This is a genomic window from Ralstonia sp. GX3-BWBA (assembly GCF_003290055.1).
Lineage (GTDB): Bacteria > Pseudomonadota > Gammaproteobacteria > Burkholderiales > Burkholderiaceae > Ralstonia > Ralstonia holmesii.
Genome location: NZ_QMKS01000008.1, coordinates 117275 through 128991, shown reverse-complemented (window position 1 = coordinate 128991; position 11717 = coordinate 117275). Strand labels below are relative to the sequence as shown.

General features: G+C 64.5%; 12 protein-coding genes and 1 pseudogene. 6 read left to right on the top strand and 7 right to left on the bottom strand.

The window, feature by feature from the left end; genetic code table 11:
• Positions 1-696 (top strand): porin (locus DOD19_RS07480; RefSeq protein WP_162634357.1); only part of this gene is annotated, 696 nt, incomplete at its 5' end.
• Between the two features lie 292 nt (positions 697-988).
• Positions 989-2377 (top strand): L-cystine transporter, encoded by a 1389-nt coding sequence (locus tag DOD19_RS07475; RefSeq protein WP_112184927.1) that lies wholly within the window; start codon positions 989-991, stop codon positions 2375-2377.
• A 63-nt stretch (positions 2378-2440) separates the two neighbouring features.
• On the opposite strand, the gene pcaQ is transcribed toward DOD19_RS07475, so the two are convergent.
• Positions 2441-3385 (bottom strand): pca operon transcription factor PcaQ, encoded by a 945-nt coding sequence (pcaQ, locus tag DOD19_RS07470; protein ID WP_112184925.1) that lies wholly within the window; start codon positions 3383-3385, stop codon positions 2441-2443.
• 103 nt (positions 3386-3488) lie between these two features.
• Here pcaQ and pcaH point away from each other — a divergent pair, with 103 nt between their 5' ends.
• From pcaH to thpR, 3 genes are all read left to right on the top strand, one after another.
• Complete coding sequence (gene pcaH / locus DOD19_RS07465; RefSeq protein ID WP_112184923.1) at positions 3489-4238, top strand: protocatechuate 3,4-dioxygenase subunit beta; 750 nt, start codon at positions 3489-3491, stop codon at positions 4236-4238.
• Positions 4238-4933 (top strand): protocatechuate 3,4-dioxygenase subunit alpha, encoded by a 696-nt coding sequence (gene pcaG / locus DOD19_RS07460; RefSeq protein ID WP_112184921.1) that lies wholly within the window; start codon positions 4238-4240, stop codon positions 4931-4933. Before pcaH ends, pcaG begins: the two co-directional genes overlap by 1 nt.
• Before the next feature lie 145 nt (positions 4934-5078).
• Complete coding sequence (gene thpR, locus DOD19_RS07455; protein ID WP_112184919.1) at positions 5079-5663, top strand: RNA 2',3'-cyclic phosphodiesterase; 585 nt, start codon at positions 5079-5081, stop codon at positions 5661-5663.
• Positions 5664-5675: 12 nt separating this feature from the next.
• Here thpR and DOD19_RS07450 read toward each other — a convergent pair whose 3' ends face one another.
• Positions 5676-6371: a DsbA family protein gene (locus DOD19_RS07450; protein WP_112184917.1), complete on the bottom strand. Its 696-nt coding sequence runs from the start codon at positions 6369-6371 to the stop codon at positions 5676-5678.
• A gap of 25 nt (positions 6372-6396) precedes the next feature.
• Entirely contained in the window at positions 6397-7278 is an 882-nt protein-coding gene (locus tag DOD19_RS07445) for an MBL fold metallo-hydrolase (protein ID WP_112184915.1), read from the bottom strand.
• Positions 7279-7387: 109 nt separating this feature from the next.
• Here DOD19_RS07445 and DOD19_RS07440 point away from each other — a divergent pair, with 109 nt between their 5' ends.
• Positions 7388-8290 carry a LysR family transcriptional regulator gene (locus DOD19_RS07440; RefSeq protein ID WP_112184913.1) on the top strand — a complete coding sequence of 301 codons (903 nt, stop codon included), beginning with the start codon at positions 7388-7390 and terminating at the stop codon, positions 8288-8290.
• Here the strand turns inward: DOD19_RS07440 and DOD19_RS07435 are convergent.
• From DOD19_RS07435 to DOD19_RS07420, 4 genes and pseudogenes are all read right to left on the bottom strand, one after another.
• Entirely contained in the window at positions 8283-9497 is a 1215-nt protein-coding gene (locus DOD19_RS07435) for an MFS transporter (protein WP_024975733.1), read from the bottom strand. The genes DOD19_RS07440 and DOD19_RS07435 overlap by 8 nt on opposite strands.
• 29 nt (positions 9498-9526) lie before the next feature.
• Entirely contained in the window at positions 9527-10354 is an 828-nt protein-coding gene (locus DOD19_RS07430; RefSeq protein WP_024975732.1) for an isocitrate lyase/phosphoenolpyruvate mutase family protein, read from the bottom strand.
• A 3-nt stretch (positions 10355-10357) separates the two neighbouring features.
• Positions 10358-10639, bottom strand: a pseudogene (locus tag DOD19_RS07425) (DsbA family protein); the annotation flags it as partial.
• Between the two features lie 7 nt (positions 10640-10646).
• Complete coding sequence (locus tag DOD19_RS07420) at positions 10647-11591, bottom strand: LysR substrate-binding domain-containing protein (protein ID WP_112184911.1); 945 nt, start codon at positions 11589-11591, stop codon at positions 10647-10649.
• Between the last annotated feature and the right edge of the window lie 126 nt (positions 11592-11717).

Here is an 11717-nt window from a genome sequence, read left to right as displayed (position 1 = left end):
GGCAAGAACCTCTTCATCAGCAACGACGTCTGGTTCCTGGACCCGACCGGCCAGCAGTTCATCGGCTCGGCCACGCTGGTGCGCGGGCGTAACTGGCCGGGCGCCAACAACGTCGTCGAATACCAAAGCCCGACCTGGGGCGGCTTCCAGATCGGCCTGCAGACCGGCCTGGGTGAACAACCCGGCTCGTTCACGAACAGCCGTCGCGACGGCGTGTCCGCCGTCTACACCGCCGGCCCGTTGGAAGTGCGCGCGATCTACGACGTGATCCGCGACGGCAACGGCAAGTTCAGCGACATCTTCAACTTCTCGAAGGAAGCGACGATCGGCGGTACGTACACCATCGGCAAGGCGAAGCTGTTTGCCGCGTATGAAAACCTGTCTGCACCGGATGCGGCAGCGGGCGCCCCGACCAAGGCCAATCATTACTGGCTGGGCATCAACTATGAAGTCACGCCAGCGCTGACGCTGATCGGCGCGGCCTATCGCGTCAACGTGAACCACGGCGGCGGTAACGCCAACCTGTTCATGGCGGGTGCCAACTACAACCTGTCCAAGCGCACGATGCTGTACGCGAGCGTGGGCACGGTGCAGAACAGCGCTACCGCCAACTTCTCGGTGGAAGCAACCAACAACAACCCGGCGCCGGGTAAGAACCAACTGGGTGCCTACACCGGTATCGTTCACTCGTTCTGACTGAGCGTGACCTCCTGATCGCTCGGCTCCTTGTCAGCCCGCACTTGTGCGGGTTTTTTTTCGTTCTCGGAAAGCCACTCGCGCGCGCGGGGGGGACTGGGCGTTGCGAGCATTCACGCACGGGCATTCCTCGTCACCGCACACGGCAGTGCGTCAGCCGTAAAGCCAAGCCTGTGCTGGATCTACAGCGGATTGGCCTGCATTTTTGATGCGATCCGTGCTCGGGCAACCTTTGTGCAACTGGCGTAAGATTCCGGCTCGATTTCGATCGCAACGTGCGACACAAAGGAACATGACCCTTCCGCTCTTACTGAATATCGCGACTTTTGTCGTCATCCTGCTTGCTCTGGGGCGCGTGAACGCGAGCTGGAGTCTGGCCAAACGTGTGCTGCTTGGCATGATGCTGGGCATCGTTTTCGGCTTGGTGCTGCATCTCATCTATGGTGACGACAGCGCGACGCTCAAGCAGTCGATCTCCTGGTTCAGCATCGTTGGCGGCGGCTATATCCAGCTGCTGCAGATGATCGTCATGCCGCTCGTGCTGGTCTCTGTGCTGAACTCGGTTGCCAAGCTCAACAGCACGGCGTCGCTGGGCAAGATCAGCGTGCTGACGATCGGCACGCTGCTGCTCACGACGTTGATCTCCGCGCTTGTCGGGGTGTTCGTCACCAACCTGTTTGGGCTGACTGCGCAGGGGCTGGTGCAAGGCGCGCAGGAAACGGCCCGGCTGACTGCCATCCAAGACAGCTATGTCGGCAGGGTGGCGGACCTGTCGGTGCCACAACTGGTGCAGTCCTTTATCCCGAAGAACCCGTTTGCCGAGCTGACCGGCGCCAAGCCGACGTCCATCATCGGCGTGGTGATCTTCGCGGCGTTCCTGGGTGTGGCGGCGTTGAACCTGCTTAAGGACGATGCAGTCAAGGGCGAGCGCGTGCTGACCGCCATCGATACCGCGCAGGCCTGGGTGATGAAGCTCGTGCGGCTTGTCATTCGCCTGACGCCTTACGGCGTGCTTGCGCTGATGACCAACGTGGTGGCCGTGTCCAACGTGCAGGACATCATCAAGCTCGGCGGTTTCGTGGTGGCGTCTTACCTGGGCCTGGCGATCATGTTTGGCGTACATGCCGTGCTGCTCACGCTCAACGGCATCAATCCGCTTCGCTTCTTCCGCAAGGTCTGGCCGGCGCTGTCTTTCGCGTTCACGAGCCGGTCCAGTGCCGCGACCATTCCGCTTAGCATCGAGGCGCAGACCCGACGCATCGGCGTGCCGGAGTCGATTGCCAGCTTCGCCGCCTCGTTTGGCACCACCATTGGCCAGAACGGTTGCGCGGGCCTGTATCCCGCCATGCTGGCAGTCATGGTGGCGCCCACCGTCGGCATCAACCCGTTCGATCCGGTGTGGATTGCCTCGCTGGTGGCGATCGTTACCCTCAGCTCGGTTGGCGTGGCAGGTGTGGGCGGTGGCGCCACTTTCGCTGCACTGATCGTGCTGCCCGCCATGGGCTTGCCGGTGACGCTCGTGGCGCTGCTGATTTCCATCGAACCCCTGATCGACATGGGCCGTACTGCGCTCAACGTCAATGGTTCGATGACTGCTGGAACGATCACCAGCCAATTGCTCGGACAGACCGATCGCAGTGTCTTCGATGCTGCGGATGACGTGGAGATGGCGCACCGCTGATCTGCGCCTCGAAAGCAAAAATGCCGGCCATGAGGTCGGCATTTTTTTTGAAGGCGGAGCGGCTCAGTGGGGCGCTTGCGCCAGTTCGGTCAGCAGTTCCATGAATGCGCCGGCCAATTCGCTCGGTGTGGCGTCGCTTCTGCGCAGCAGGCCGACGGGCTCCTTGGTGCTGGATGTGGTGATGTCCAGACGGGCAAGTTGCCCGTGCGCCAGGTCGTCGGCGGCGGAGCGCTCGGGCGTGATCCACACCGCGTCGGATCGACACGCCAGCAACCGTGCAACGGACACCGAAAGCGTTTCCGTCACACCCGCGGGCAAGCGCAGCCCGTGCGTCTGGAACAGCGCCTCGGTGTGATGGCGCGGCACTGTTCCCGGCGTGGCGATCACCAGCGGGTAGTCCAGCACCGCCTGCAACGACGCCGATGCCCCGGGCTGCATCAACAGCGGATGCCCGGGCCGCACGACCAGCGCCAGCGGCTCGGCATACAGCAGTTCGAACGACAGCCCCTGCATGCGATCCGGCTCGGCCATGCGCCCGACGATGAAGTCGAGTTCGCCGGCCTTAAGCGCGGTCAGCAGCTCGACATTGGTGCCGGTACGCAAGCGCACGCCGGCGTGCGGGCGCTGCGTGTGCAACTGCGCGATCGCCTGGGGCAGCAGGCTGCTCGCGACCGTCGGCAGGGCGCCCACATGCACGACCGGCGCCGAAGCATCCGTCGACCCCATCAGTGCGGCAGTGGCCGATTCAAGCGCCTGCGTCACGCCCACCGCATGCCGGAGGAATTGCTCACCGGCAGCGGTAAGCCGTGCACCTTGCCGGCCGCGCTCCACGAGTTGCACACCGGCAAGCGCTTCCAGTTCACCTAGTGTTTTCGATACCGCCGGTTGGCTCAAATGCAGCCGCTCGGCAGCGCGCCGCAGGTTGCGCTCCTGCGCGATGGCGACAAAGCAGCTCAGATGGCGAAACCGGATGCGGGACGGCAGGTCGGCCGAAAAGACTCTTTCCATAACGTAGGGTTATCGATTTTCCGATAAGAAGTCAATTTACTTCACTTTTTGGCGGCGATACAGTCTTCCCACGATTTCATAAGTTTCATAAGGAGACGCCCCCATGACCCTGCCGCTTTCCGGCACCGGCGAATTCGCCCAGCGCGACACCGCGCAGCATCCGCCCGCACTGACGCCCGGCTACAAGACCAGCGTGCTGCGCTCGCCGCGCAACGCGCTCATCTCCACGCTCAGCACGCTGTCGGAAACGACCGCACCGGTGTTCCATGCCGACGACCTGGGCGCGCTCGACAACGATCTCATCCTCAACTACGCCAAGGAAGGCCTGCCGATCGGCGAGCGCATCATCGTCCACGGCTACGTGCGCGACGAGTTCGGCCGTCCCGTGCCGAACGCCCTGGTGGAGGTATGGCAGGCCAACGCCGGCGGCCGCTACCGCCACAAGAAGGACCAGTACATCGCGCCGATCGACCCGAACTTCGGCGGCTGCGGCCGCATGCTGACGGATGCCAACGGCTACTACGTCTATCGCACCATCAAGCCCGGCCCGTATCCGTGGCGCAACCGCATCAACGATTGGCGCCCGTCGCACATCCATTACTCGCTCTCCGGCGACGGTTGGGCGCAGCGCCTGATCACGCAGATGTACTTCGAGGGCGACCCGATGATCGCGCAATGCCCCATCATCAAGACCATCCCCAGTGAAGAGCAGGTGCGAGGCCTGATTGCGCTGCATGACACGGCAAACCACGTGCCGCTCGACAGCCGCTGCTACCGCTTCGACATCACGCTGCGCGGCCGCCGTGCCACGCATTTCGAGAACGCCGTGCCCGCCCTGCAAGGAGCCAAGTGATGACCACGACCACACTGCGTGAATCGCTCGAACGTGCCCAGGCAGCGGCCATGACGACAACGCCGCCATTCGCGCATTTCAACGAAACCGCGTCGCAGACGGGCGGCCCGTATGTGCACATCGGCCTTGCACCACGCCAGGCCGGTTTCGACATCTACGACAAGGAATTCGGCAGCGTACTGACCACGCCGGCTACGCGCGGCGAACGCATCGCGCTGGAAGGCCGCGTCTACGATGGCTCCGGCTCGCTCGTGCGTGATGTGCTGATCGAGATCTGGCAAGCCAACGCCGACGGCAAATACGCGCATCCCGCAGACCGGCAGGACAAGGCCGTCGACCCGGCATTCCGTGGCTGGGGCCGCGCCGGCGCGGATTTCGATACGGGCGTCTATCGTTTCGACACCATCAAGCCGGGCGCGGTGGCCGGCCGCAGCGGGTCGACGCAGGCACCGCACATCTGCATGATCCTGTTTGCACGCGGCATCAACCTCGGCCTGCATACCCGCGTGTACTTCAGCGATGAGGCTGCAGCCAACGGTACGGACCCGGTACTGAACGGCATCGAGTGGGAAGTGCGCCGCAAGACGCTGATTGCCCAGCGCAGCGAGCGTAACGGCGAGGTGGTCTACACCTTCGACGTGCGCCTGCAAGACACGCCCGATTGCGGCGCCGAGACCGTGTTCTTCGATATCTGATCGCTGCATCACATCTGCAAAAACAACGCCCGGCTGGTTGTCACCGCCGGGCGTTGTTTTTGATGCGGTCAGCAGGACTTTCAGCGAGACGTCATGCGGGCGTTGATAATGGATAGATCGCCAACCGGCGTTTAACGACCCTGCCGTGACCCAGCTGACCCTTCCCGGATTCGAAGCCACCCCGCAGTTGCCCGCGCATCGCCTGTTTCTGGCGGTCAAACCTGACGTCGAAACTGCAGGGCGCATTGCGCGCCTGATCGAACAATTGCGGCCCGTGGTGGGTTTCAAAGGCAAGGCGCTGCGTACGGAGCGTCTGCATGTCACGCTGCATCATCTGGGCGATTTCGTTCATCTGCCGCCTGACGATATCGTGGCGCGCGTGCGCGCAGCGGCGGACAGCCTGGCCTTGCCGGCATTCGATGCCACGTTCAACCAGGTGGTGAGCTTTCATGGCCGGCGCGATCACCGGCCATTTGTTCTCTTGGGCGATGAAGGTGTGGCCGGTTTGATGGCGTTTCAGGCGGCGCTGGGCGAAACGCTCCAGCATGCCGCCGTGCCGGTGCCGCGCGGGACGTTCAAGCCGCACATCACGCTGCTGTATGACCGCGGCGGCTTTGCGCCGAAGGCGGTCGAGCCCATTACCTGGACGGTGCGCGAGTTCGTTCTCATCCATAGCTGGTTGGGCAAGACGCGTTACGACGAACTTGCCCGCTGGCAGCTCGAGGGCTGAGCTGCCACACCGTCAAGCGCAACCGTCCGGGCCGCAGACAGGGCCATCGGCTTCGCTGGCCGGGGCCGGCGCGCCGATGTGCTGGGTCAATGCTTGTGCCCAGTGCGCCGGGTTGCCAAGCCATGGGCCGATGTCGATGATGCCGAGCTGGCCTTCCGCATCTTCCAGCGCAAACGTCGGAAAACCCTGACCGCCTACACGATCGAGCCACTGCCGGCTTTGCGCGATGTGCTTCTGCGTTGGGCCGCCGGCTTGCTGCGCGTATTCCGCATCAAAAGCTTCGGGCGATAGGCCGATCTCCGCGGCCAGCTCGCGTAATACAGGCACGTCGGCAATGCGTCGGCCTTCTTCGTAATGCGCGCGCTGGATGCGGTGGATCATGTCCAGCCCGCGGCCGCCAAGCGCTTGCGCCGCGAGCACGGCGGTAATGGGCGGCTCCGAATCCATCACGGCCGTCGTGTCGCGCAACAGGCCTTCAAAGTAGGGCTGGCCAAAGGGTTGGCCGGTCAATTCTGCGATGCGGTGGTCGTGCGGCATCACGTAGTCGCGCCACTGCGGCGTGACTGCGCGGCGATTCGGGCCGGCGAGCATCCCACCGCCGTGGAATGCGATCGTCAGGCCGGGCACGGTCCGTGCAGCTTCCATCAGCGGCGCGGCACCGTAGCACCAGCCGCACAACGGGTCGTAGATGTAATGCAACGTCGTCATGTCGTTTTCCAGGTGACGGGCCAGCTTACTGCGGCCACTTCATTTCGCCCTTGATGACTTTGGCGCTCAAGTCCAGCGATGCATCGCCGGCCAGCGTCGGGTACGCGGCCTTCATCGCCTTGACCAGCGCTGCCGAATTGTCGGCCTTCGCGGCCTGTACCTCGAAGGTCTTCAGGTAATCCGCCGTAAAGCGCACTGCCTCCAGCCCCTTGGGCATTGCCCCGGTGAAGTGGCCGGGCACCACCGTCGTCGGGTGAAGCGCCTCGATGCTGTCGAGCGTCTGCAGCCAGCCCAGGCGCGATTCGCGCGTCTGCGTGTCGGCCACCCATACGTGATCGCCGTTGAAGACCACCACGCCGCCGGCCACGGTCTCGATGGAGGGAATCCACAGATACGTGCGTGCCGGGTTCGGGCCGCTCAGGCCTTTGATCTCGATGGCGCGGCCTTCCAGCGTCAGGTGGTTGGCGTGCAGCACTTCGGGCAGCACGAGCGCCTTGGGCGCATTGTCTTTCAGGATCGGCCCCCAGTAGGCCAGCTTGCCGTCCATCGATGCCTTGATGGCGGCCACCGTTTGCGGCGTGGCCACGATCTTCGCCTTCGGGAATGCCGCGCGGATGACATCCAGCCCGAAGTAATAATCCGGATCGCTATGGCTGATGTAGACGGTGGTAAGCGTCTTGCCGCTGGCCTTGAGTTTCTGCACGAGCGCTTGCGCGTCGCTGCGCTGGAATTGCGCGTCGATCAGGATGGCCTCGTGTGTGCCGGCGATGATTTCCGACGACACGGGGAAGATGCCCTTGTCGCCAGGGTTGTAGACATCAAGGTGCAGTGGCGCCGGTGCGCCGGCGTGGGCAATCAGGCCGGCTGTGGCAAGGGCGGCGGCAAGCAGGGTGCGGAGCAGGGGCATCGAGTTTCTCCAGTTGGATGTGGTGAGTGCGATGCCGCTACTGTAGGTTGCTTGATTCGATCAAAAAACCACCTAAGATGCGCATATTTGTTTCGCCAATCGATCAAATATGGATCGCATTACGTCTGCCGAAGTGTTTGTGGCGATCGTCGAGCGCGGCAGTCTGAGCGGCGCCGCCGAAGGGCTCGACATGTCTCGCGCGATGGTCACGCGTTATCTGGCGCAGATGGAGGCCTGGTCCGGCGCGCGGCTGCTGCACCGGACCACGCGCCGCATCGGCCTGACGCCGGCCGGTGAAGCCACGCTCGCGCGCTGCCGCCAGATGCTGGAAATCGCTTCACAGATGGCCGTGGCGGATGGCCCCGAAGCCGATTCGCCGCGCGGGCTCCTGCGCATTGCCTGTGCGCAATCCCTGGCGCAGCAGATCTTGAGTGCAGCGGTGACAGGTTACCTGCGGCGCTATCCGCAAACGGCGGTCGATCTGGTGGTCGACAATCGCACCATCAACCTTGTGGAAGAGCGCATCGACCTGGCCGTGCGCATTACCAATGACCTTGACCCGAACCTGATTGCGCGCCCGCTGGGCGTGTGCGAATCGGTCGTGGTAGCGGCACCGTCGTACCTGGCCGCGCATGGCACACCGCGGCGCGTGGAGGACTTGGCCGTTCACAACTGCCTGACGTATTCGTACTTCGGCAAAAGCCTGTGGAAGTTCACGGATGCGAAGACGGGTGCCCCGTCGGATGTGCCGGTGGGCGGCAATCTGAGTGCGAATGAGTCGATGGTGTTACTGACAGCGGCACGAGAGGGCGCGGGCATTGCGTTACAGCCGGTGTTTGCGGCCGCACCGCTGATCGCCAGCGGGCAACTCGTGCGCTTGTTGCCTGAGCACGCGCCGCAGGCGCTGGGCATTCATGGCGTGTACAGCTCGCGCAGGCAGATGCCGGCGGCGCTGCGGGCGATGCTGGATTTTCTGGTGGACTGGTTCAAGGTGCAGCCGAACGTCACGTGATCGGCCCGGAAGACTTCCCTCGTATCGCCAGCAGCCCCAACGCCAGCACGCAGAACAACGCCCCCGCGTGGAACGTTGCGGCTGCGCCCAGCTTGTCCCACAGCAGCCCGGCCAGAACGCTGGCGCCCAACATGGCCAGTCCGCTTACCAGGTTGAACATGCCGTATGCGGTGCCGCGCAAATCGGCCGGTGCAGTATCGGCGACCATGGTTGCCAGCAAGCCCTGCGTGATGCCCATATGCACGCCCCACAACGCCACGCCCACGACGACCACGCTCCAATGGGCGGACAGGCCAAGCACCACATCGGCGGCAATCAAGACCACCAGCCCGAGCGCCAGGAGCTTTGTATGGCTCATGCGGTCTGAGAGCTTGCCGAACGGATACGCCGCCAGCGCATAGACGACGTTCATCGCCACCATGACCAGCGGCACCAGTGCGACCGGAATGCCGCCCTGCTGGGCACGCAGGACCAGGAAGGCCTCTGAAAAGCGTGCCAGGGTGAAGACCGCGCCGATCATCACCACCCACCAGTACGCGCTGTTCAGCCGCTGGAGGTTGGCACGGCGGATCGGATTGGTGCGGCGGGCGCCGTTGTGGGTCTCTGGCTCGCGCAGGCCAAACATCAGCAGCGCTACGGATAACAGCCCAGGCACCACGGCCACCCAGAACACGGCGCGGAAATCATCGGCCCACAGCAGCATCAGCCCGACGGCCAGAAGCGGCCCCAGAAACGCGCCTACGGTATCGAGCGCCTGCCGCAGCCCGAAGGCCGCGCCGCGCAGCGCAGGCGGAGCAATGTCGGCGACCAGCGCGTCGCGCGGCGCACCGCGGATACCCTTGCCGACACGGTCCAGCAGGCGTGCTGTCAATACAATGCCCGCCGTGGGCGCCATGGCGAACAACGGCTTGGACAGTGCGCCGAGCGCATAGCCGAAGACCGCCAGGCCCTTGCGCTTGCCGAGGTAGTCGCTCAGCGTGCCGGAGAATATCTTGACGATGAGCGCGGTCGATTCGCCCAAGCCCTCGATCAGTCCGACCGACAAGGCACTTGCCCCCAGCACCGACACCATGAACAGCGGCAGCAGGCTGTGGATCATCTCGGAGGCGATGTCCATCAGCAGGCTAACGCAGCCGAGCACCCAGATGCCGGCGGGAATCTGGCGCAGGCCGCCGGGCGGTTTGGCGTGGGTTGGGGAGGGCACCATGGTTGATTGCTTTTGTTTAGCGGCGAGCGTCAGGCGAACTGCGCAAAGAGGCCGTTGAGCTTGGCCCCGCTGGCGGCATCGTGCGCAAAGTTGAACGTGCCGGCGGTGCGCAGTTCTTCCGCCGCACGCTGGAACGCACCCATGGCCACCCGTGCCAGCGTGGCGCCCACACTGATGCGCTTGACGCCCAGTTCGGCCAGTTCGGCCACGCTCAGGTTGCCGTCGGCAAAGCCCATCAGCACATTGAGTGGGCGATCGATCTCGCGCAGCACCGTGGCGATCTCGTCGCGCGTTTTCAGGCCCGGAGCGTAGAGCACGTCGGCGCCGGCGTCCTGGAAGGCTTGCAGGCGGCGGATCGTGTCGGCAAGGTCGTTGCGGCCGTGCAGGAAGTTTTCGGCGCGCGCAGTGAGCGTGAACGGAAACGGCAGCGAGCGCGCAGCCTCCACCGCAGCGCGCACGCGTTCCACCGATGCCTCTAGCGAATAGATCGGCGCATCTGCGCGGCCGGTGGCATCTTCAATCGAGCCGCCGACGATGCCGGTGGCGCCTGCCAGGCGGATCGTCTCTGCTACCGTTTCCGGCTCATCGGCAAAACCGTTTTCCAGATCGGCAGCCATGGGCACATCCGTGGCAGCAGCCAGGTCGGCCACATGCGCGAGGATGGTGTCGCGGCCGACGCCATAGTCCGGCTGCCCGCGCGAGAACGCGAAGCCCGCGCTGGTGCTGGTCAATGCTTCGAAGCCGAGCGACGCCAGCAGCCGGGCCGAGCCCCGGTCCCACGGGTTGGGGATCACGAAGGTGCCGCTGCGCTCGTGCAGCGCGCGGAAGGCGTGAGCTTTTTCGATCTGGGTTGCCATGGTCTATCCGGTGTGAAGTGGATGGGGGCTGGACTGCAATGCTGCGGCACAGGCGAGCGCATCGTCCAGGCGGTCATTGCGCCAGAACATCGCGTCGCCAACAAAGAACGTGGGAGCGCCAAAGATGCCACGAATCTGCGCGGTGTGCGTTTGTTCGCGCAGGCGGGGCTTGCTGGTGTCGGACTGCGCCTGCGTCAGGATGGCGTCGGCAGGCAAGCCGAGCGCCGTCAGTTCTTTGGCCGCGGCCTCGGGCGTGTAAATGTCGCGGTCCTGGGCGAAGTTGCGCGGCGTGTCACGCAAGTTCGGATGCGCCAGACGCATGTGTGCCCTGGGTGGCTGCCTCCGAGCAAATCCAGGCGGCCACATCGCGCACATCGCGGCGCGGGTTCGGCTCGGACTGGATCAGCCAGTACGCATGCGTGTTGCGCACCCCAGGCGCGATAGTCGGTACGGTGACCAGACGGCCGTCGGCCAGCAGCGGGGCGATCAGTTCCAGGCGCCCGAGGGCGATGCCCTGACCGGCCACCGTCGCATGGATGATCTGGTCGTGCTGGTTGAAGCGCAGCACGGTGCGCGGTTTGGCGTGACTCCAGCCGGCGGCGGCCAGCCAGTCGGTCCACTGGAGCCACGGGCGGCGCAGGTCGCGGTCGTCAAAGTCGAGCAGCGTCAGGCCGGCAAGCGCCTCGGCGGAATCCAGCGAGCGCAGCCCTAGAGACGGATGCGCGACCGGCGCAACGGTTTCCCCAAACAGCCGGATTGCGCCGGGCGGTGCATCGCCCGGTGGGCAATACCGGATGGCAAGCTCGATGCCTTCGTTCTTCAGGTCGACGAGGCGGTTGTTGGTGGCCACGCGCACGTCGATGTCGGGGTACTGCTGTTGGAAGCGCGCCAAGCGCGGCAGCAGCCACAAGCCTGTGACGCCGATGCTGGCCGTGATCGTGACCGGCCGGCGTTCGGCCGCCACGCGGAGGGCGCCAATGGCGTCCTGCAACTGCTGCACTGCGCTGTCGGCGCTGCGGAACAGGCGTTCACCCTCGGGCGTGAACGCGATCGAACGGTGCCCGCGCACCAGCAGCTTCACGCCCAACGCCTCTTCCAGCGCCGACACCTGCCGGCTCACGGCGGATTGCGTCAGGCACAGGTCATCGGCCGCGAGCGTGATGCTCATGCGCCGGCCCACCGCCACGAAACCGCGCAGCAAGTCTAGGGAGGCCAACCTAACCAGGGGAGTCGACATGCGTTTTCCTCATGCAAGGCGTTCTCAAAGGTCAGTTGAGAAGCAGGATATGGCGAAGTTTAATAAGCCATCAGGCGACATTCCAGCCAAATGCACATTGAGCACGCTTGCAAAGCGGGAATGTCA